At 68.4% G+C, this 20,046-nt stretch carries 19 protein-coding genes; 11 read left to right on the top strand and 8 right to left on the bottom strand.

The genetic code is table 11. The features are described from left to right. Positions 1 to 145 precede the first annotated feature (145 nt). On the bottom strand, positions 146 to 1,894 hold the full coding sequence (locus CVV76_RS08515) for a sigma-54-dependent Fis family transcriptional regulator (RefSeq protein ID WP_102224213.1): 1,749 nt from the start codon (positions 1,892 to 1,894) through the stop codon (positions 146 to 148). Between the two features lie 152 nt (positions 1,895 to 2,046). Further along, a complete protein-coding gene (locus tag CVV76_RS08510; RefSeq protein WP_102224212.1) occupies positions 2,047 to 4,353 on the bottom strand; it encodes a primosomal protein N' in 2,307 nt (768 codons plus the stop codon). On the opposite strand from CVV76_RS08510, the gene fsa reads away from it, so the two are divergent. Then, positions 4,352 to 5,005: a fructose-6-phosphate aldolase gene (gene fsa, locus CVV76_RS08505; protein WP_102224211.1), complete on the top strand. Its 654-nt coding sequence runs from the start codon at positions 4,352 to 4,354 to the stop codon at positions 5,003 to 5,005. The two genes, CVV76_RS08510 and fsa, sit on opposite strands and share 2 nt — an antisense overlap. A gap of 217 nt (positions 5,006 to 5,222) precedes the next feature. On the opposite strand, the gene CVV76_RS08500 is transcribed toward fsa, so the two are convergent. The 6 genes from CVV76_RS08500 to CVV76_RS08475 all read right to left on the bottom strand — a co-directional run bounded on the left by CVV76_RS08500 (position 5,223) and on the right by CVV76_RS08475 (position 11,379). Then, positions 5,223 to 6,311: a lipoate--protein ligase family protein gene (locus CVV76_RS08500; RefSeq protein ID WP_102224210.1), complete on the bottom strand. Its 1,089-nt coding sequence runs from the start codon at positions 6,309 to 6,311 to the stop codon at positions 5,223 to 5,225. Between the two features lie 86 nt (positions 6,312 to 6,397). After that, on the bottom strand, positions 6,398 to 7,684 hold the full coding sequence (locus CVV76_RS08495; RefSeq protein WP_102224209.1) for a radical SAM protein: 1,287 nt from the start codon (positions 7,682 to 7,684) through the stop codon (positions 6,398 to 6,400). Continuing rightward, complete coding sequence (locus CVV76_RS08490; protein ID WP_102224208.1) at positions 7,681 to 8,808, bottom strand: geranylgeranyl reductase family protein; 1,128 nt, start codon at positions 8,806 to 8,808, stop codon at positions 7,681 to 7,683. The genes CVV76_RS08495 and CVV76_RS08490 overlap by 4 nt, the downstream gene beginning before the upstream one ends. Continuing rightward, positions 8,805 to 9,851, bottom strand: coding sequence for a radical SAM protein (locus tag CVV76_RS08485; protein ID WP_102224207.1), 1,047 nt, complete (start codon positions 9,849 to 9,851; stop codon positions 8,805 to 8,807). Before CVV76_RS08485 ends, CVV76_RS08490 begins: the two co-directional genes overlap by 4 nt. A gap of 24 nt (positions 9,852 to 9,875) precedes the next feature. Next, positions 9,876 to 10,991: an acetoin utilization protein AcuC gene (locus CVV76_RS08480; protein WP_102224206.1), complete on the bottom strand. Its 1,116-nt coding sequence runs from the start codon at positions 10,989 to 10,991 to the stop codon at positions 9,876 to 9,878. A gap of 145 nt (positions 10,992 to 11,136) precedes the next feature. Next, positions 11,137 to 11,379: a HypC/HybG/HupF family hydrogenase formation chaperone gene (locus CVV76_RS08475; protein ID WP_102224320.1), complete on the bottom strand. Its 243-nt coding sequence runs from the start codon at positions 11,377 to 11,379 to the stop codon at positions 11,137 to 11,139. Positions 11,380 to 11,555: 176 nt separating this feature from the next. On the opposite strand from CVV76_RS08475, the gene CVV76_RS08470 reads away from it, so the two are divergent. The 10 genes from CVV76_RS08470 (at position 11,556) to CVV76_RS08425 (ending at position 20,027) form a co-directional block, all read left to right on the top strand. Then, positions 11,556 to 12,095, top strand: coding sequence for a hydrogenase maturation protease (locus tag CVV76_RS08470; RefSeq protein ID WP_199178539.1), 540 nt, complete (start codon positions 11,556 to 11,558; stop codon positions 12,093 to 12,095). After that, on the top strand, positions 12,076 to 12,474 hold the full coding sequence (locus CVV76_RS08465; protein ID WP_102224205.1) for a hydrogenase expression/formation C-terminal domain-containing protein: 399 nt from the start codon (positions 12,076 to 12,078) through the stop codon (positions 12,472 to 12,474). The genes CVV76_RS08470 and CVV76_RS08465 overlap by 20 nt, the downstream gene beginning before the upstream one ends. After that, on the top strand, positions 12,464 to 13,597 hold the full coding sequence (locus CVV76_RS08460) for a hydrogenase small subunit (RefSeq protein WP_102224204.1): 1,134 nt from the start codon (positions 12,464 to 12,466) through the stop codon (positions 13,595 to 13,597). The genes CVV76_RS08465 and CVV76_RS08460 overlap by 11 nt, the downstream gene beginning before the upstream one ends. Beyond that, the gene (locus CVV76_RS08455; RefSeq protein ID WP_102224203.1) at positions 13,594 to 14,253 is read left to right on the top strand and encodes a nitrate reductase; all 660 of its coding nucleotides are present in this window, start codon (positions 13,594 to 13,596) and stop codon (positions 14,251 to 14,253) included. The genes CVV76_RS08460 and CVV76_RS08455 overlap by 4 nt, the downstream gene beginning before the upstream one ends. Positions 14,254 to 14,265: 12 nt before the next feature. Next, the gene (locus tag CVV76_RS08450) at positions 14,266 to 16,002 is read left to right on the top strand and encodes a nickel-dependent hydrogenase large subunit (RefSeq protein WP_102224202.1); all 1,737 of its coding nucleotides are present in this window, start codon (positions 14,266 to 14,268) and stop codon (positions 16,000 to 16,002) included. 9 nt (positions 16,003 to 16,011) lie between these two features. Beyond that, positions 16,012 to 17,277, top strand: coding sequence for a (Fe-S)-binding protein (locus CVV76_RS08445; RefSeq protein WP_102224201.1), 1,266 nt, complete (start codon positions 16,012 to 16,014; stop codon positions 17,275 to 17,277). A gap of 1 nt (position 17,278) precedes the next feature. Then, positions 17,279 to 17,656 carry a DsrE/DsrF/DrsH-like family protein gene (locus CVV76_RS08440; protein ID WP_102224200.1) on the top strand — a complete coding sequence of 126 codons (378 nt, stop codon included), beginning with the start codon at positions 17,279 to 17,281 and terminating at the stop codon, positions 17,654 to 17,656. Between the two features lie 293 nt (positions 17,657 to 17,949). Next, positions 17,950 to 18,639, top strand: coding sequence for a type 1 glutamine amidotransferase family protein (locus CVV76_RS08435; protein WP_102224199.1), 690 nt, complete (start codon positions 17,950 to 17,952; stop codon positions 18,637 to 18,639). Between the two features lie 169 nt (positions 18,640 to 18,808). Further along, complete coding sequence (locus CVV76_RS08430; RefSeq protein ID WP_102224198.1) at positions 18,809 to 19,189, top strand: DsrE/DsrF/DrsH-like family protein; 381 nt, start codon at positions 18,809 to 18,811, stop codon at positions 19,187 to 19,189. Between the two features lie 79 nt (positions 19,190 to 19,268). Then, positions 19,269 to 20,027, top strand: a complete 759-nt coding sequence (locus CVV76_RS08425) for a 4Fe-4S dicluster domain-containing protein (protein ID WP_199178538.1) — start codon at positions 19,269 to 19,271, stop codon at positions 20,025 to 20,027. Positions 20,028 to 20,046 lie beyond the last annotated feature (19 nt).

Raw genomic sequence — 20,046 nt, 5'->3', positions numbered from 1 at the left:
GTCCGATCCATGGCCGAGGGGGCGACAGGCGGCGAAATCCTCACCGCCGCGGCGCGGCATGTTGCGCGCGCAACGCCGTGCAACGGGTGGGAGAGGATTGGCGCGGCCGCCTCGGCACGCCCCCACTTTGCCACCACGGCTGCCCTCACTGCGGCGGCGTCAACCCCGCCCGGCGCAACCGGCGCAATACGGTGGAGCGGTTCACCCCCAACCGCCGCGCCGCCCGTGCCATGTTCCAGTCGCAGGCCTCCATCACCTCTTCAAGCGCCTCCTCGGTCGCCGGGTCGGCCTCGTCCCGGGCCCCGACGGGCGCGGGCAGGTCAGGCAGGTCGATCACCCGCCCTTCGACCAGGGCCACCGCAACGTCGAGCACCTGCGCCAGCTCGCGGATGTTGCCGGGCCAGGGTCGGCCCATCAGATCGGCCCTGGCCGAGGGCGACAGCCGCAGCGGGTCCGGCGCCCGGCGCCGCAGAAGCCGGTCGATCAGCCAGCCCAGGTCATGGCGCCGCCGGAGCGGCGGCAGCGACAGCACCGCCCCGCTCAGCCGGTGGAACAGCGGCCGCGGCAGACCCAGCCCCGCCGGCGGCAGGCAGGTGGTGGCGATCGCGCGCAGCTCGGGCCGCCGGTCGAGGAGCGCCGACAGCGCCGCCGCCGTCCCGGAAGGCAGATCCTCGGCCCGGCGCAACAGAAGCGTGGCCGGCCCCGGCTGGGTCGCCGCAGCCGCGGCCAGCGACCCGGGTGTCAGCCCGGCACAGGCGAGATCGAGGAACCCCGCGGGCGGGCTCATCATGTGGATCGCCCGCGCCAGTTTCGCCTTGCCGGTACCCGTCTCGCCACCGATCAGCAGCGGCACGGCGGTCGGTGCCAGCTTCTCGGCCGCGGCCAGCAGCCGCGCCATCGCCGGATCCCCGCCCGAAAGCCCCGCCAGCGCCCCGCCCCGGGGCGGCGGCCGCACGCCCGCCACCTGCCGTGGCAATCGCGGCATCTGCGGCGCGATCGCGTGACCGAAGATCGCGCCGCCGTCGCGCATCGCGACGACACGTTCCTCGGTCGGGCGGTCGCGCATCAGCTCGGGCAGGTCGTCGACCGAAAGGTGCAGCACCTCCTCGATCCGCCGCCCGAGGATCGGCCCGCCCTCGGGCATCAGCCGCCGCACGCCCCGGGTGTGGCCCACGACACGGCCCGACCCGTCCAGCCGGATCGCCGCCTCGGGATCGACATCGAGGAATTCCGGGCTGGCCGACAGCCGCAGCACCCAGTCACGCCGGCTCTCTGCCATCAGGTTCGCCATCTCCACCCGCCGTGCCGCCGCGGTGACCAGACTCATCGCCAGCTTCTGGCTGGTCTTCGGCTGCGGCGCCCGCAACAAGGAGATGTCCAGCACCGCCGCCAGCTTGCCGAGGCTGTCGAAGATCGGCGCGGCAGTGCATGACAACGCGGTATGCGCGTTGCCGAAATGATCGTCCTGATGGATCGTCACCGCCTCCTCGGTGAAGATGCAGGCGCCCACGCCGCAGGTGCCAGCCAGATCCTCCGACCAGTTCGACCCGAGATAAAGCCCCGCCCCGCGCAGATCCTCGGCGAAATGATCGTCACCGAAGAAGTCGACGCAGACCCCGCGCGCATCGGTCAGCAACAGCACGTAATTCTGCCCGGCCACCTGACGGAACAGGCTCTGCAAGCCCGACCGCGCCGCGGCGATCATCCACTCCGCCTGCTTGCGGTGATCGCGCAGCTCCGCCTCGGTGACGATATGGGCGGGATCGCGGCGCGTGGGATCCATGCCATAGACCTCGACACAGCGCCGCCAGGACGCGGATACGCAGCTGTCGCGCCCGGTCTGGGTGCCCTCCAGCACCCGTTCGATCTCCTCGACGTGCCGGTGATCCCTCACGGCGCATCTCCTCCCTCGGGGAGAAGCCTACCATCGCGCCCCCCGCCATGGCGAGAAAAGATGCAGCCCCTGCCGGGCACAGGCGAACGACCGCCCCCTCCTTTCTGCTCTCAAATATCCCGGGGGTCCGGGGGCTGGCCCCCGGCGCCGGCTCAGAAGAAGCTCTGCGGATCTATATCGATGACCAGCCGCAGGTTCGGCGGCTGCCTGAGCTGCCGGACCCAGCGCGTCAGCGCCGCCTGCAACGGCGCCCCCTTCGGCGCCTTGACCAGAAGGCGCACCCGGTGCCGCCCGCGGATCCGCGCGATCGGCGCGGGCGCGGGCCCGAAGACCGTGGCACCGATCGCACGGAGCGGGGCGTCGCGGCGCGCCAGCTCCGCCCCGAAATCGAAGACCGGCTGCGCCTCCGGCGCCGACAGGATGATCCCGGCAAGCTTGCCATAGGGCGGCATCCCCGCTGCCTCTCGCTCCGCCGCCTCGGCGCGCCAGAATCCCTCCTCGTCGCCCGACAGGATCGCCCGGATCACCGGGTGGTCGGGCTGGAAGGTCTGCAACAGCGCCTCGCCCGGCTTGTCGGCCCGCCCCGCCCGGCCCGCCACCTGGCGCATCAGCTGGAACGTCCTTTCCGCCGCGCGCAGGTCGGACCCCTGCAAGCCCAGATCCGCGTCGATCACCCCCACCAGCGTCAGCAGCGGAAAGTTGTGCCCCTTGGCGACCAGCTGGGTGCCGATGATGATGTCCGCCCCGCCCTCGGCGATCGCCTCGATCTGCGCCTTGAGGGCGCGCGCCGAAGAGAAAAGGTCCGACGACAGAACCGCCACCCGCGCGTCGGGAAAGCGCTCCGCCACCTCTTCGGCCATCCGCTCCACCCCCGGGCCCACGGGCGCCAGCTTGCCCTCGACCTCGCAGGCGGGGCACTTGTCGGGGATCGGCTTTTCCGCGCCGCACTGGTGGCAGATCAGCCGCTTGAGGAACCGGTGCTCGACCATCCGCGCATCGCAATCGTCGCAGGCGATCTGGTGCCCGCAGGCCCGGCATATGGTGACCGGCGCATAGCCGCGGCGGTTGAGGAACAGAAGCGCCTGCTCCCCCGCCGCGATCCGCGCCCTGACCGCCGATTGCAGGCTGGGTGAGATCCAGTGGTTCGCCTCCAGCGCCTCGGCCCGCATGTCGATCGCGCGCATCTCGGGCAGTTCGGCAGCCCCGAACCGCGCGGGCAGGTCGACCCGGGTGTACTTGCCCGCCTCGGCATTGGCCCAGGTTTCCAGGCTGGGCGTGGCCGAGGCCAGCACCACCTGCGCCGAACAGAGCGAGGCGCGCAGCACCGCCATGTCGCGGGCGTTGTAGAGAACGCCGTCCTCCTGCTTGTAGGAGGTGTCGTGTTCCTCGTCGACGACGATCAGGCCAAGATCGCGAAACGGCAGGAACAGGGCCGAGCGCGCGCCGACCACCAGCTGAGCGCCCCCTTCCGCCACCATCCGCCAGACCCGGCGCCGCTCGGTCTGGGTCACGCCGGAATGCCACTCGGCGGGCTTTGCGCCGAACCGCGCCTCGACCCGGGTCAGGAACCCCGCCGTCAGCGCGATTTCCGGCAAGAGCACCAGCGCCTGCCGCCCCTGCGCCAGGCACTCCGCCACCGCCTCCAGATAAACCTCGGTCTTGCCCGACCCGGTGACGCCCTTGAGCAGCGTCGTGCCATAGCGCCCGCCCCCGACCGAGGCGCGCAGCTTAGCCGCCGCCTCCGCCTGCCCCGGGCTGAGCGCGTGCCCCGCAAGCCCCGGGTCGAGATGCGGAAACGGCGTGTCGCGCGGCGCCTCCTCTTCGGCCACCACGCCCTGCGTGACCAACCCCTTGACGACCGAGGAAGACACGCCCGCCGTCTGGCTCAGCTCCGACAGCGTGAGCGCGGCGCCCCCCACCGCATCGAGCGCGTCCATCACCCGGGCGCGGGCGTCGGTCATCCGGTCAGGTTCGCCATGGCCGCGGCGATAGACCCGGCGGCTGGCCGGCGCATCGCCCAGCCCCGGCGCCCGGGTCGCAAGGCGCAGCATGGCCGGCAGCGAAGTCAGCGTGTAATCGCCCGCCCGCTGGAGGAAATCGCGCAATTCCCCGCGCATCGGCGCAAGATCGAGCACCCGGCCCACCGGCCGCAGCTTTGCCGCGTCAAAGCTCCCCTCACCCTTGCCCCAGACCACGCCCATCACCCGGCGCGGCCCCAGCGGCACCTCGACCCAGTCCCCGGTCGAGCACCCGCCCTCGGGCGCGAGGTAGTCGAGAATCCGGCCCAGCGGCTGCGTCGTGAGCACGCCCAGGCGCTCTCCCGCCCCGAACTCCGCACCGATTTCCGCCCCGTAACCCGCCCCGAACACGCCGCAGCCCTCCTTTGCGGGGTTTAACAGCCCCGCCCCATGCGCTAAACCACCGCCCGAGCGAACGCGCAACCCAGGAGGGTCCCCCATGAAGTTCTTCGTCGACACCGCAGATGTCGAGGCCATCAAGGAGCTGACCGCCCTTGGCATGGTCGACGGCGTCACCACCAACCCGTCGCTGATCATGAAATCCGGGCGCGACATCCTCGAGGTGACCAAGGAGATCTGCGAGATCGTCGCCGGCCCCGTCTCGGCCGAGACCGTCGCGCTGGATGCCGAGGGCATGATCGCCGAGGGCCGCAAGCTGGCCAAGATCGCGCCGAACATCACCGTCAAGGTGCCGCTGACCTGGGACGGCCTCAAGGCCTGCAAGGTACTCTCGGACGAGGGCCACATGGTCAACGTCACGCTGTGCTTCTCGGCCAACCAGGCGCTTCTGGCGGCCAAAGCCGGCGCCACCTTCATCTCGCCCTTCGTGGGCCGCCTCGACGATATCAACGTCGACGGGATGGAGCTGATCGCCGATATCCGCACGATCTACGACAACTACGACTTCAAGACCCAGATCCTCGCGGCCTCGATCCGCACGGTGAACCACGTGAGCCAGGCCGCCATGATCGGCGCCGACGTGATGACCGCCCCGCCCGAGGTGATCCGCAAGCTAGCCGCCCACCCGCTGACCGACAAGGGCCTCGAGGCGTTCCTGAAAGACTGGGAAAAGACCGGCCAGAAGATCCTCTGACGGATCGGCCGACTGCTTTGGGGAAAGGCGCCGCCGCAAGGTCGGCGCCTTTTCTCATTCCCCAGTCCGGGTCGGGACCACAGGCGAGGCGCCCCTCGGGTCTGTCAGGCGCCGGGGGTTTCACACCCCCGGACCCCCGTGGGATATTTTCACTCAGAAGAAGATGGACGGGCGCGCGCGGCTGGCGCAGCAGCCCGGCCGGCGTGTCGGAAGCGCCTCAGGCCGAGGTCTCGTAGAGTTCCGCCCCTTCGATCGCGTTGCGGATCGCCCGGGCGAAATCCGCCGGCGCCGCGGTCAGCAGGCCCACCTGCGCCCCGGCAAAGAACCGCTCCACCTCCGCCTCGATCGCCGCCACCTGCACGCCGCGCAGGGCCGCCTCGAGATTCAGCACCGTCGATGGCGGCGTGACGAAGAAATCCCCGGTCACCACGACCTCGCGGATCCGGTTCTGCAACGGCCCTTCCAGCCGGACATGCGCCGCGATGCGCCCGCCCCGCCCGGTGAACCCGCCCGAGCGCACATCGGAGGGATGCGCCGGATCATCGATCGCGTAGACGAAACAATCCTGCCCGATCTCCTCGTCGTAGATCTCGCGCGCCTTCGCCTCCTCCGCCGCGGTGATCTCGCCCGGCTCGGGCGCGATCCCCAGTGCCTCGCGAAAGCCCTCGGTCACCGCCGCCCTGATCTCCGCCAGCGGCGGCGGGGCACCGTCGAATAGCTCGGTCAGCGTCACCACCCGCTGGGCGCCGCTGGTCTGACCGCGCTTCGCGAGCTTCGCCGCCGGGATGTTCAGAAGCTGCGCCATCCGCGCCGCGTTCATGTCCACCAGCACGGTACCCTGGTAAAAGATCGTGTCGCCGTCAAAGAACCCGCCGGTCCCGCCGATCTTGCGCCCCTCGACCTCCAGATCGTTGCGTGACCGGTACCTCACCGCGGGCCCCAGCCTCGACAGCCCCGCCGCGCAGGCCTCGCAGAGCGCCCGAGCGACCTCGCCAAGGTCGCCCAGACCCAGCGTCTGCTTGGAAAACACGAGTTCCCATCCGAACTGCCCCTCGTCGAGGTAGAGCGCCCCGCCCCCGGTGATTCGCCGCCCGATCCCGACCCCCTCCGCACGACACGCGTCGAGGTTCAGCTCCTGGCTGATCGCCTGGTGCCGCCCGACAAGAACTGAGGGCGGAAAGGTCAGGAACCGCAAGGTATCGGGGATCTCCCCCGCCTTGTGACATTCGATCAGCGCCTGGTCGAAGGCCATCTGCGCGCGGCACCCGCGCAGCCCGGTATCGATCACCCGAAACGGCTTCGTCATCGAAATCTCCTCCCTGGAAATGCCCCCGTTCTTTCTTGTTCAAATACTCCGGGGGGTGCAGGGGGGCCGCGCCCCCCTGCCTTTGGTCAGATGTCGAATTCCTCGCCATCCTCGTAGCTCTCGCCCGGTCGCAGCATGTTCAGCTGGCTGCGCACCTTGCGGATATCCACCTCCTTCAGCGGGAAGGGGTAGGATGCGATGTTCGAGGGCGGGCTGTCGCCATAGGGCCGGTCGCAGGCCGAGATATCATCGGCGAACTTGCCCGGGCAGCCCGAGGTGCGGAACGCGATGCCCGCGTCGACGATCGCCGAGAGCTCCGATTTCGGCATGCCGAAATCAACAATCCGCCCATGTGCGTCGAAGGTCATCTGATCCACGCGCACGCCGCAGTAATCGACGAGGTAGCGCGCCAGCTGCACCCGGCGCCACTGGTCGCGCGGGGTGGCGGGCAGGTGATCCATCAGCGAACCCTTTTCGGGGAAGAAGCAGAACATGTGGCTGTGGCCGCCCATGTCCACCAGCTTCTGCACCAGCAGCATCACCTCGTATTCGGTCTCGCCCATGCCGACGATGATATGCGCGCCGAACTTCTGGGGCCCGAAGATGTCGCGGGCATCCTCGAGGATCTCCCAGTACTTCCGCCAGCTGTGGGGCGATTGCACGCCCTTGCCGCGGGTCCGGTCGAAGAGCTCCGGCGTCGCGGCATCCAGCGCCACGGTGAAGATGTCCGATCCCATCTCGTGCAGGCGCTTCACGTCGCCCCGCGTCATGGTTTGCGGGTTCGACAGGATCGAGATCGGGATCCGCCCCGGGTCGATCCGGTCGGTCCATTTCTTCAGCACCGTGAAGGTATCCTTGTCGGAATTCGGATGCGTGATCATCGAGATGCACATCCGGTGGAACGGCGTCGCCGGATCGCCCGCGATCCGCGCGACGATCTCGTCCATGCTGACGGCGGGCCAGTCGACGCGGATGAAGTTCCGGTCGGCATAGTTGCGCTCCGCCTCGCGGTGGCGGGCCAGCCCGCAATAGGCGCAATTGGCCCGGCACCCCTCGGGATAGGTCAGCAGAAGGTTCAGGCAGCGGGTGCAGGAACAGCCGTGCATCTGCCCCTCGACGAGCCCCAGCGTGATCGCCGCGGCCGTCGACATCTGCACGTAGTCGGGAGAGCGCATGTGCGGCGTCATCACCCGGTAATCGGGACGGTAGAGGCCATGCGGCGCGATATCCGCGTCCTTCACCGGCTTGCCGTTGCGAAACGGTGCGGGGGTGACCCCGGGCCGGCGCGGCGCCATCACGTCGAAAGCGTTGAAATCGGCGCCCCCCGCGCCGGCCGCCCCGGGCATTGCAGTCTCGGGCTTCAAGCAGGTCATGCTGTCTCCTCCGCCGTTTGTGTCTCCTGACGGGCCAAGGCCGTCTCCTCCCGCGTCCAGTAGTCCGGATAGGCGATCCAACCGCGGCGCAGGGCGTCGGGCCCCGGCACCGCACCGCCGCGATAGGCCGCCAGCAGCTGCCGCCGCCGGCGCACCGCCAGCGCAACCGAGGGGCCGAAGGTGTCCTCGACCTCTTCCGCATAGGCCTCCAGCGCCCCCGCCTCGCCGCCGAGGAAGGCCGCCGCCGTCTCTCCCGCCAGTGCGCCCGAGATGACGGCCGCGCTGATCCCCGCCCCCGTCACCGGGTTGGTCAGCCCCGCCGCATCCCCCGCAAGCAGCACCGGGACCGCCCCGATCCGCGCGGTCAGCCCCACGATCCCGCCCACCGGGATCAAACCCCCGGTCGTGCGATGGACGGCCGGACCCAGCCGCCCACGGGCGACGAGTTGCGCGTGCAGCGCATCGAGGAGCGGCTTCAGCCGGTCCTTCTGCCCGGGCACCACGCCAAGCCCGAGGTTCGCGACCGTCCCCTTCGGAAACAGCCAGGCATAGCCGCCCACGATCTCGGGCCTGAGGAAGATATCCGTCGCCCCGTGCGCCCTGAGCAGGTCCACCGTGATCTGCCGCGTCTCGACCAGCTCCGCGTTCGAACAGCCCGCCGCCGCCCCCACGGGCGAGCGCGGGCCATCGGCGCCGATGATCAGCCGTGCCGTCACCGTCTCCTGCGCCGCCCCCGCGCCGATCGTCACCACCCCGTCCGGGGAAATCGCCCGCACCGGCGTGCCGAAACGGCACTCCGCCCCCGCCGCCCGGGCCTTCTCGATCAGCGCCTGGTCGAACCGGGCCCGGTCGATCATGTGGCCGCGGAAATCCGGGGTCAGGTGCGACGGATCGGCCCCCACGAAAGTCTCCATCTCCGCGATGTCCTGGATCCGCGCCGCCCGCACCTCCGGCACCTCGGCGCCGGTCATCATCGGCACGAATTCCGCGCATTGGACCGGCAGGCCGGGCCGCGCGCTGCGCTCCACCGCCAGCACGGAAAGCCCCGCCCGCGCCGCCGCGGCCGCCGCCGCCGCGCCCGCCGGCCCGAGGCCGGAGACGAGGATGTCGTAGCGCCGGGTCATGCCGCGCAGGAGGGGATCTTCACCCTCCCCCCGCCGATATCCGCGCCGATCTTGATCGAGCAGCAGGCATGTTCCTGGTGCCACGGCCGCCCGATCGCGCGCGTCACCGCCAGCGCCCCCTCGGCCGGGAAGGCGATCCCGTCGAGGCCCGCCATCACCGCGTAGGCATCGACCACCCGCTTGTGCATCCCCGCGGGCCGGGCGCAGCCCAGAAGCACCTGCTTGTCCTTCAGCCGCGAGCGCGCCTCGAGGAAGATCCGCCCCACGTCATGCGTCGACGGCGTCCTGAACGTGCCGGGCCTGGCGTAGAACGGCATGATCACCACCAGCACCAGCGCGTTGACCGGATAGCGCGAGACGATGTCCAGCGCCCGCGCCTCGCCCCTGATCTCGCCGTAGTGCAGACCGACGACGATATGCGGCGAGACCTCCATCTTCGTTGCCGTCAGCGCGGCCAGCGTCGCCTCGAAATCCTCCACCGGGCGGTCGAGGTGATAGACCTGCCGGATCGTGTCGTCCGATCCGATCACGTCCATCATCGCGGTGTCGACGCCCGCCGCTTCCATCCGCTTCGCCCCCGCCGGGTCGGTCAGCGCGGTGTGGATCGCGATCTTGAGGTGGGGAAAATCGCGCTTCAGCCCCTCGATCACCGGGTAGAACCGCTCGTACCGGATCTCGTTGCGCCGGTTCGACCCGCCCGACAGCAGGAACCCCTGCAGATCCTGCAACAGGATCAGGTCGCGCACCTTCCGGTCCAGCGTCTCGGGCTTGGTCGCGGGGATCATCGGCTCCAGGATCTTCGCCTGGCAATGGTCGCAATCCAGCGCGCATCCGCCCGCGGTGACCGAGAAGGCGGGGAAAGAATTCTTGCCACACCCCTTCACCTCGGTCGAATCGTATTCCTTGAAGGTGGGGGTCGAGAAGCGGATGTCCCGCGCCATCATCTGCGGTGCGAGACGCTCCATCTCGGCCACCAGCGCGGGGTCGAACTCCGCATCCTCCAGCTCCTCGATCGCCGCGATCCGGTCCAGCCATTGCGACATGCGTTCCTCCCCTTCCCTCGGCCGTCAGGCCAGTTCCTCCTCCGGCGCCAGCACCGCGGCGGCAATCTCGCGGAAGCGGTCGCGGATCGCGCCGTCATTGCGCGGATCGGCCAGCGTCGTGGTCCAGTGCGGCTGCATCTCGTCCTCCTCGTCGACGAGATCGCAGTCGAGCGATCGCAGCAGCGCGCGGCTCTCCTCCGGCAGGGTCTCGGGGATCGGATACCCCGCAAGCCGGCCCCAGAGCCCGGTCCAGAGCCGCGCGACCGTCCAGGGATTGTACCCCCCGCCACCCAGCACCGCCGTGTGCGGCGCCACCAGTGTCAGCGACATCACCGCATCCCAGAGCGCGGTGCTCGACAGTTCCAGCGACGACAACGGATCGCCCTTAAGCGCATCAGCGCCACAGGTGATCACCACCGCCTGAGGCGCGAACCGGGATGCCAGCGGCAACACCGCCGCAGTCATCAGATAGTCGAATTCCGTGTCGTTCATCCTGCCCGGCACCGGCAGGTTGCGGGCCGAGCCGCCGGCCCGATCGCCAAGCGCACCGCTGAACGGCCAGCGGTTTTCCTCGTGGATCGAGATCGTCATGACCCGTGGATCGCCGGCAAAGGCCGCCTCCACCCCGTCGCCGTGATGCGCGTCGAGATCGACATAGAGGACACGCTCCAGCCCTGCCTCCAGAAAGGTCAGGACTGCGAAGACGGGATCGTTGAAATAGCAAAACCCCGAGGCGTAGTCGCGCATGCCATGATGCGTTCCGCCCGAAGGGTGATAGGCGACGCCCCCGTCCAGCGCCAACCGAGCGCACTGGACAGACCCCCCGACCGAAGTGCTGGCGCGTGCGTAAAGGCCGGGAAACAAGGGGTTCTCCAGCGTGCCGATCCTGTAGCGCTCGCGCAGGGCCTCGGGCACGCGGCCCTCCCGTTCGCAGGCGGCGATGGCGTCGATGTAATCGGACGCATGGAACTTCAGCAGATCGTCGCGGGTCGCGCGATAGCTTTCCTCGTAGCCATCGGGCAGCCAGCCCAACTGCTCCGACAACGTCAGGACCGGTCCGATACGCTGGATCGCCAGAGGGTGGTTCCCCCGGTATCCGGTCGCGCGATAGATCTCGGAACTGATGAAACGGGCGGGCATGGGAGCCTTTCTGCGGACACCCCGACTGGCGACGGAAGCCGGGCGGGGCGGGTTCATCTTCTCTGACTCTTATATATTCCAATAATTATATTCGAAAGCAAATCATTCCGGCGAAAATCTGGGTCATGCCCGTTCTGCCCGCCGCTTACCCCCCGGTCGCCGGGGCCTCGCAAGCGAAGATCTCGTCGTAAAGCGCCCAGGTCGCGGCGGCGTCCTCGGCATTCATCTTCTCGTGCGCTTCGCCGAGGTGGACCAACAGGTGATCACCCGGCGCAACCGTCTCGTGCTGCATCAGGAACAGGCTGACCTCGCGCAGGACGCCCCGCGCGACACAATGGGCCGTAAGGCCCTCCACCCGCTCCACTCGCATCGGAATCGTCAGGCACATCGTCCAGCCCTCCCCGCTGTACTCCTCCCGGGCTCTCCCCGCGTTCGCCCCCGCCGCGCCCCCGCCGCGCCCCGGTATCATCGCGGCTTCGTGAAGCCGGGCGTTGATTCAGATCAAGGAACCGGCCCGACTCGAGGTACAACATATTCACATATGATTCATTGTCGAGGCGCGTCATGACCCCTGCTGCCGACCCGGCCGAGACCGACGCACCCGGCGTTGCCATGCAGGCGGCGGTGGAGCGCATCGTCGTGCTCGGCATCGGCAACGTCCTGCTGAGCGACGACGGCATCGGCATCCATGTCCTGCGGCAGCTGGATGCCGAGGGCATTCCGGAGGGGGTGGCGCTGCGCGACGGCGGCACGATCGGGCTGACCCTGCTGGCCGGGATCGACGCCACGACCGGCCTGATCGCCGTCGACGCGATGGAGATGGGCGCGCCGCCCGGCACGTTGCAGGTGCACGAGGGCGCGGCGATGACGGCCGTTCTGCAAGGCGCACGCCATAGCGCGCACGAGGTCGCGCTGTCCGATCTGATCCAGGCCGCGGACCTGTCGGGCATGGCCCCGGCCCGGCGCGCGCTGGTCGCGATCCAGCCCGAGACGACGGGCTGGGGCCTTCAGCCGACGGAGACGGTCAGCGCGGCGATCCAGCCCGCCGCCGCCGCCGTGCGCAACCTGGTCCGGAGGTGGCACGATGACCGCAGAGAGCCATGACACCCTGCGCACGGGCCTTGCCCGCAGTCTCCTGCGCGAGATTGCCGACCGGCTGGCCCAGTTGGCCGACACCGGCGAGGCCCACGCCATCGACCTGCGCGCCCTGCCCCTCTCTCCCGCCGACCGAACCGAGCTGCACGAGGTTCTGGGCACCGGCGAGGTCGAGGCCGTCCTGCATGTCGCGGGCGAAAGCACGCTGCGCGAGACCGCCTTCACCGGCGTGTGGTGGGTGACCCACCGCGGCGAGGGCGGCGCCATCGCGGCCGAAACGATCGAGATCTGCGCGGCGCCCGAGATCCTGTACGCGCAAAGCGCCGATATCGGCTGGTCCGCCGCGCGGCTGGCCGAGGAACTGAGGGGGGACCGGGATGCGACGTGAGGAAAAGATCGGCGAGACGCTGGCGGCGCGGGGCATCTCGCGCCGGGCGCTTCTGAAATACACGGCCTATCTGGCCGGGCTGATGGCCCTGCCGCCGATGGCCGGACGTGCCATGGCCGAGGCGCTGGCCGATCAGCCCCGACAATCGGTGATCTGGCTCAGCTTCCAGGAATGTACGGGCTGCACGGAATCGCTAACCCGAAGCTTCTCGCCCTCGATCCAGGACCTGATATTCGAGCTGATCTCGCTCGATTACCACGAGACGCTGATGGCGGCCTCGGGCCAGGCCGCGGAAGAGGCGATGGCCGCGGCGATGGCGCGCAACAGCGGCAAGTACCTGCTTGTGGTCGATGGCTCCGTCAGCACGGCGGATGGCGGGGTCTATTCGACCAATGCGGGCAAGGCGAACCTCGACACGCTGAAGGCGGTCGCGGCGAACGCCGCCGCGGTGGTGTCGGTCGGGACCTGCGCGGCCTTCGGCGGCATCCCGATGGCGAACCCCAACCCAACCGGCGCGACGGGGGTCGACACGATCGTGACCGGCAAGCCCGTGGTGAACATCTCCGGCTGCCCGCCGATCCCCGAGGCGATCGCGGGCACCATCGCGCATTTCGTGACCTACGGGCGGCTTCCCGCACTCGATCACCTGAACCGGCCGCAGGCGATCTTCGGCGACACGATCCACGACCGCTGCTACCGCCGGCCGTTCTACGACAAGGGCCTGTTCGCCAAGACCTTCGACGACGAGGGCGCGCGCAACGGCTGGTGCCTCTACGAGGTCGGCTGCAAGGGCCCGGTCACCTACAACGCCTGCGCCACGTTGAAATGGAACGGCGGCGTCAGCTTTCCGATCCAGTCGGGCCACGGCTGCCTTGGCTGTTCCGAACCCGGGTTCTGGGATCGCGGCAGCTTCTACAAGCCGCTGTCCGCTTCGGTCATGGGCAACAACGCGCTGCTGGCGGGGGCTGCGATCCTTGGCGCCGGCGCCGGCGGGGCGACGGCCCTGATGGCGCGCAGCCGGCGCGACGCGGCAATCTCGGCCGCCGCCTCGGCCTACAGAGAGGGCGGTGGAACGACAGGCGCCCCCGCCGGAGACACCCCAGGGAAGGAGACGACGAAATGAGCTTTCTCGACTTCGCGCGCGGGCCGGCGCTGAACGTGGCCATGGCCGTCTTCGTGCTGGGGGTGGTCTGGCGGCTTGTCGCGCTCTTCGCGATGCCCTGGGCCGATGACCGTTCAGTCCCGCGCGAGGGCGCGCCGGGGCGGGTGCGGGGCGCGGTCGGTACCATGGTCCGCCATCTCTGGACACCGCGGGAATTCGGCATGACCTCGCGCTTCGCCATCGTCAACGGCTACATCTTCCACATCGGCCTTGCCGTCATCGTCTTCGGTTTCGTTCAACACATCCTGTTCATCAGGGGGCTGATCGGGCTGTCCTGGCCGGGGCTGCCCACCGGCGTGATCACGCTGGTCTCGGTGGTCACGCTGGCCTCGCTGATCGCGGCGCTGGTGCACCGGCGGACCAGCCCGGTGCTGCGGCTGATCTCGACCCTCAACGACTACGTCACCTGGATCGTCACTGCCCTGCCGGTGCTGACCGGCCTTGCCGCCGTCGCCCACATCGGCGCCCCCTATCAGACATTGCTGGCGATCCACATGCTGTCGGTCGCGGCGCTGCTCATCTGGTTTCCCTTCGGCAAGCTGATGCACGCCTTCCTCGTCTTCGTGACCCGGGCCGAGACAGGCGCCTTCTACGCCCGCCGCGGCGTCAAGATCTGAGGAGCGGACGCCATGACACAGAGAGTCGTCGTCGACCCGGTCACCCGCATCGAGGGCCACCTGCGGATCGAGGCCGAAACCTCGCCGGGGGGGGAGATTACCGGCGCCTGGTCCTCGGGCACCATGGTCCGGGGGATCGAGCTGATCCTGCAAGGCCGCGACCCGCGCGACGCCTGGGCCTTCGCCCAGCGGATCTGCGGGGTCTGCACGCTGGTGCATGGTATCGCCTCGGTCCGGGCGGTCGAGGATGCGCTGGACTATCAGATCCCGCCAAACGCCCAGCTGATCCGCAACCTGATGATCGGCGCGCAATATGTGCACGACCACGTCATGCACTTCTACCACCTGCACGCGCTGGACTGGGTCGACGTGGTCTCGGCACTGAAGGCCGACCCGAAAGCGACCAGCGCGCTCGCCCAGTCGATCTCCAGCTATGCCAAGTCGAGCCCCGGCTATTTCTCGGACGTGCAGAAGAAGCTCAAGACATTCGTCGATCAGGGCCAACTGGGGATCTTCGCCAACGGCTACTGGGGCAGCCCGCTATACAAGCTGCCGCCCGAGGCGAACCTGATGGCGGTCGCGCATTACCTCGAGGCGCTGACATGGCAGCGCGAGGTGGTGCAGCTGCACGCAATCTTCGGCGGCAAGAACCCGCATCCGAACTTCGTCGTCGGTGGCGCGCCCGCACCGATCAGCCTCGACGCCGATACGCTGGCCGCGACCTCGGTCAACGTGCAGGGACTGGAGATCGTGAAGAACGTGATCGCCAGGATGCAGGCCTTCGTAAACGAGGTCTACCTGCCCGACACCCTGGCCATCGCGTCGTTCTACAAGGACTGGTTCCGGCGCGGCGAGGGCGTCGGCAACTTCATGACCTTCGGGGATTTCCCCGAGGACGGCACGGGTGATCCGTCGAAATGGCTGATCCCCGCCGGGGTGATCCTGAACCGCGACCTCACGACGATCCACCCCGTGGACCTCAACGACCCGATGCAGGTGCAGGAATTCGTCGCGCATAGCTACTATGGCTACTCGACCGGCAAGGATACCGGCCTGCACCCCTACGACGGGCAGACCAACCTCGACTATACCGGGCCGAAGCCGCCCTTCGAACAGCTCGACGTCGCCAAGGACTATTCGTGGCTGAAGTCGCCGCGATGGAAGGGAAACGTGGTCGAGGTGGGGCCGCTGGCCCGCGTCCTGATGTTGAACGCCAAGGGGTTCGAGCCCGCCGTCGAGCTGACGCAGAAGGCGCTGCGGCAGCTCGACCTGCCGCTGGAGGCGGTCTATTCGACGATGGGCCGGACCGCGGCGCGGACGCTGGAATCGAAAATCGTCGCCGACCAGATGTCGACCTGGTACGACGCCCTCATCGCCAATATCCGCAAGGGAGAGCTTGCCGTCTTCAACGACGCCAAGTGGGACCCCTCGACCTGGCCTTCGGTTGCCAGAGGCGTGGGCTTCATGGAGGCGCCGCGCGGCGCACTTGCACACTGGATCGTCATCAGGGACGGCAAGATCGACAATTACCAGGCGGTCGTGCCCTCGACCTGGAACGCGGGGCCGCGCGACGAGGCCGGCAAGCCCGGCCCCTACGAGGCCGCGCTGATGGATCGCCACACGCTGGCCGACCCGAAACAACCGCTGGAGATCCAGCGCACGATCCATTCCTTCGACCCCTGCATCGCCTGCGCCGTCCACGTGGTGGACCCGCAGGGCGAGGAACTGACCCAGATCCAGGTGCGCTAGGAGGCCGCCATGACCGAGCAACGCAAGATCGACGTCGACGCGGCGATGCGGACCTTCACGGCGCAGACCGAGGAACACGTGATCGCCTATGCGCAGGCCTGCCTGCGCTGCGGGCAATGCGCCGATGCCTGCCTGTTCTACCGCACCTCGGGCGACCCGCGGCACACGCCGGCCTACAAGCTGGTGCCGATCCAGAAGGCCTATCGCGCCGCGCATTCACCGCTGAAATGGCTCGGCCTCGCGCCGAAGCTGACCGAAGAGGACCTGACCGGGTGGGAAGACCTGATCTTCGACACCTGTACAATGTGCGGCCGCTGCACCGAGGTCTGCCCGATGGGCATCGACATCGCCTCGATCATCGGCCAGGCGCGCAAGGCCTGGGTCGCGGCGGGGCTGGGCCCCGAGGATCTTTTGGCCGCGGCCGACACCAGCCGAGATCGGGGCAGCCCGCTTGGGCTGACGCCCGACAAGCTCGTCGAGCGGGTCGAATGGCTGGAGGATGACGACGAAACCGAGATGCCGATCGACAAGGAGAAGGCGGAGGTGCTGCTGACCGTCTCGTCGATCGAGGCGATGAAATACCCGGAATCGCTGGCCGCCATGGCGAAGATCCTCAACCACGCCGGCGTCGACTGGACCTTTTCGACCAAGGGATACGAGTCGACGAATTTCGGCTATCTCGCCGGCAAGCCCGACGTGGCGAAGGTTATGGTGGAACGGCTGGTCGCGGGCGCCGAGGCCTGCGGCGCAAAGATTGTGGTGATCCCCGAATGCGGGCACGCCTATGGCGTGTTCCGCTGGTCAGCGGCGAACATCCTGGGCCGCGAACTGCCGTTCGAGGTACTGCACATCACCGAATACATCGCCAGGCTCAAGCGCGCGGGAAAGCTGAAGCTGAAGCCCTACGACACGCCCTTCACCTACCACGACCCCTGCCAGGTCTCGCGCCGCGGCGGCGCGGCGGCGGATGCGCGCTACATCCTCGAGGGGTTTGCCACGAAGTTCCAGGAGATGACGCCGACAGCCGAGATGAACTGGTGCTGCGGCGGCGGGGGCGGCGTGCAGGCGATGGGCCGCGCCGCCGAGCTGCGCAACAAGGCGTTCAGGATCAAGCTCGACCAGATCGAGGCGACACATACCAAGACGCTTATCTCGGCCTGCGCCAACTGCCGCCTGACGATGGACGAAAGCACGAAGTACTGGCACTGGGACGGCGAGCTTGCCAGCATCGTCGAGGTGATCGCCGACCACCTGATCGAGGAAGAGGACGCGTGAGATGGCCGACAAGCTCCTGATCATGATGGTGAACACCGACCCGCGGAACGGCGAGGAGCTGGGCGCGCCGCTGTTCCAGGCGACGGTCGCCGCCGCGATGGACTACGAGGTGGAGGTCGTCTGTACCGCCACCTCCGGCAAGCTGATGAAGAAGGGCGTGGCCGAGGGGCTGGTGGTCAAGGAAGGCTCTCCCAAGACCGTCTACGACTTCATCAAGGACGCGCACGAGGCGGGGGCCACCTTCTGGTGCTGCTCGCCCAACCTCGATCTCTTCGACATGACCGAGGCGGATCTGATCCCCGAATGTTCGGGCATCATCGGCGGCGCCGCGGTGATCGAGAAGGTGATGGAGGAAGATTACAAGGTGCTCAGCTACTGAGGAGGGCGGCACCGATGCGAGGGGGCGGGCGCCCGGCCGATGGCCGGGCGTCCGGCGTTTCACGCGCCCCTCCTCGTCGTCCTTCCGGACGCTCGTCGCAGGTGCGCCGAGGAGCGCCCGGCAGGGCCCCGACGAGGCCCCGTCCGCGACCCTATTCAAAAATTCGAATGCGAGGTTGACGGAGTGCCCCCGGCGCGGTCTCCTGCGCGGGAGCGAATTGACCGGGGGAGGCGGCCGTTCCGTGGCCCGCCGCGGCGCGCACCGCCCTCCCCCCGCGCGGCAGGAGGCCCGGCGTGAAGACCATCTGCGTGATCCAGCACACCGAGGCGGAATACCTCGGGCTGATGGAAGACCATCTCGAGGGGCGCAACATCCGCTTCGTCTACAAGCGTCCCTTCACGTCGGGCGGGCTGTTGCCGAGTTCGACCGAGGGGTTCGACGGGCTGATACTGCTGGGCGGCGGGCCCTATGGCATCGTCTCGGGGCACATCCTGCCGTCCATCGGGCACGAGCTCCGGCTGACGCGGGCCTTCCTCGACGCGGGCCTGCCGGTCGTGGGGATGGAACTGGGCTCGGTGATTCTCTCCACCGCGGCGGGTGGCGGCGCACGCGAGGCGCCCCTGAGGTTCGACGTGGCGCGCGCCATCGCCACCGCGCCGGGCCATCTCGGCGGACATCTGCCGCAGAGCTTTCCGATCGGCTGCTACCTTCGCGACGCCCCGGCGATCCCACCGGGCGGCACCATCCTCGCCGCGGGTGAAACGGGGGAGCCTCTGGTCTTCTCCACACGCGGGAATTGCCTTGGTTTCCTGGGTCATCCGGGCATGAAACGCGGTATGATGGAGGATCTGATCATGGAATTCGCCGACACGCCGGAAGACTGCGTCACCCCGCTGCAGGAGCTGACGGACGCACAGGCGGAGATCGGCGCCGCGCTGACGGACCTGATGGTCGGCGTCGTCTCCGCGACCGGCTGGATGTGATCCTGGCCACCCCTCGTCCCCCCGGTCTGGCACTTCCGGACCATGCCGCGGCACGACGGTATTGCTTATTCAAATTTGTGCATCTAACGTAGATCAGGAGGAGGAGGGAGACGCAAAGGCGACCAATGGCCGCGCCCCTTCAGCGCAAACGGGATCATGGGAGGACCCCTTGGCTGACAAACTGATCATCGTGATGGTGAACACCGACCCGCGCAACGGCGAGGAGCTTGGCGCACCGTTCTTCCAGGCCACCGTCGCCGCCGCCATGGACTACGAGGTCGACGTGATCTGCACCGCCACCGCCGGGCGCCTGATGAAGAAGGGCGAGGCCGAGAAGCTGGTGGTCAAGGAAGGGTCGCCCAAGACCGTCTACGACTTCATCAAGGATGCGCACGAGGCGGGGGCGAAGTTCTACTGCTGCTCGCCCAACCTCGATCTCTTCGACATGACCGCCGACGACCTGATCCCCGAATGCGAGGGCATCGTTGGCGGCGCAAAGGTGATCGAGGACATCATGGAAAACGACGACGCCAGGGTCCTGACCTACTAGGGCCCCGCCCTCCGGGATCGACGTACCCGGGGCGCACGAGACATCGCCAGACGCAGACACTCGCCGAAGGGAGGCTCCGGTGACGGTTCACGCAAAACTACCAGACCCGCAGATCAGCGACCCGGTCTCGGACAAGCCCGTCGTGCCCTACGAGAAGCTCGAGGAGATCTTCGACGACATCCGGGGCCACGCGGTCTATCACCACGAGATCCACGGTTGCCTGAACTGCGGCATCTGCACCGCGACCTGCCCCTCGGCGCATTACTACGATTACTCGCCACGCGAGATCGTCCAGCTTTTGTGGACCGAGAACCTCGAGGGCATCTACGACGCCATGCAGGAAAAGATCTGGGCCTGCGCCCAGTGCTACACCTGCGCCGCTCGCTGCCCGTTCGAGAACTCGCCCGGCGGCCTTGTCATGATCATGCGCGAAGTCGCGATCAAGCACGGGATGGAGACGGCGAAGGAGGTGCTGCGCCCGTTCTCGCGCGTGCTGCTGAAGCTGGTGTCCACCGGCAACCAGCTGGCGCCCAACATGATCACCAAGGAGGCCTTTCCCGACTGGGGGCCGAACGTCGCCAAGGTCGATGCGCCGCTGATGATTTTGCGCAAGGCGATCCCGATGCCGACCATGCACACTCTGGATACGGCGTGGGAGGTGAACCTGAAAACCTCGGTCGAGCTTTACACGATCTGGGAGGCCACGGGCGTCCTCGATCAACTGGAGATGGTCGACGAGAACCTCTTCGACGTCGTCTCGGACGTGATGGATGAGAAGCGCGAGGAATGGGACGACTGGCTCGAGGAACAGGAAGACGACGGGGACGACGACGATTGAGCCCGGCACGTCGCCAGGG

The sequence above is a fragment of the Acidimangrovimonas sediminis genome, from assembly GCF_002871005.1.
Lineage (GTDB): Bacteria > Pseudomonadota > Alphaproteobacteria > Rhodobacterales > Rhodobacteraceae > Acidimangrovimonas > Acidimangrovimonas sediminis.
The sequence above is the reverse complement of the archived record's forward strand: the minus strand, read 5'-3'. Positions and strand labels throughout refer to the sequence as shown.

Coding starts and splice junctions, on each gene's coding strand:
- CVV76_RS08440 (WP_102224200.1), top strand. CDS start 17,279: ATGGCCGACAAGCTCCTGATCATGATGGTGAACACCGACCCGCGGAAC.
- CVV76_RS08470 (WP_199178539.1), top strand. CDS start 11,556: ATGACCCCTGCTGCCGACCCGGCCGAGACCGACGCACCCGGCGTTGCC.
- CVV76_RS08475 (WP_102224320.1), bottom strand. CDS start 11,379: ATGTGCCTGACGATTCCGATGCGAGTGGAGCGGGTGGAGGGCCTTACG.
- CVV76_RS08485 (WP_102224207.1), bottom strand. CDS start 9,851: ATGTCGCAATGGCTGGACCGGATCGCGGCGATCGAGGAGCTGGAGGAT.
- CVV76_RS08510 (WP_102224212.1), bottom strand. CDS start 4,353: ATGGGGGACCCTCCTGGGTTGCGCGTTCGCTCGGGCGGTGGTTTAGCG.
- CVV76_RS08445 (WP_102224201.1), top strand. CDS start 16,012: ATGACCGAGCAACGCAAGATCGACGTCGACGCGGCGATGCGGACCTTC.
- CVV76_RS08450 (WP_102224202.1), top strand. CDS start 14,266: ATGACACAGAGAGTCGTCGTCGACCCGGTCACCCGCATCGAGGGCCAC.
- CVV76_RS08460 (WP_102224204.1), top strand. CDS start 12,464: ATGCGACGTGAGGAAAAGATCGGCGAGACGCTGGCGGCGCGGGGCATC.
- CVV76_RS08455 (WP_102224203.1), top strand. CDS start 13,594: ATGAGCTTTCTCGACTTCGCGCGCGGGCCGGCGCTGAACGTGGCCATG.
- CVV76_RS08495 (WP_102224209.1), bottom strand. CDS start 7,684: ATGACCTGCTTGAAGCCCGAGACTGCAATGCCCGGGGCGGCCGGCGCG.
- CVV76_RS08465 (WP_102224205.1), top strand. CDS start 12,076: ATGACCGCAGAGAGCCATGACACCCTGCGCACGGGCCTTGCCCGCAGT.
- fsa (WP_102224211.1), top strand. CDS start 4,352: ATGAAGTTCTTCGTCGACACCGCAGATGTCGAGGCCATCAAGGAGCTG.
- CVV76_RS08480 (WP_102224206.1), bottom strand. CDS start 10,991: ATGCCCGCCCGTTTCATCAGTTCCGAGATCTATCGCGCGACCGGATAC.
- CVV76_RS08500 (WP_102224210.1), bottom strand. CDS start 6,311: ATGACGAAGCCGTTTCGGGTGATCGATACCGGGCTGCGCGGGTGCCGC.
- CVV76_RS08490 (WP_102224208.1), bottom strand. CDS start 8,808: ATGACCCGGCGCTACGACATCCTCGTCTCCGGCCTCGGGCCGGCGGGC.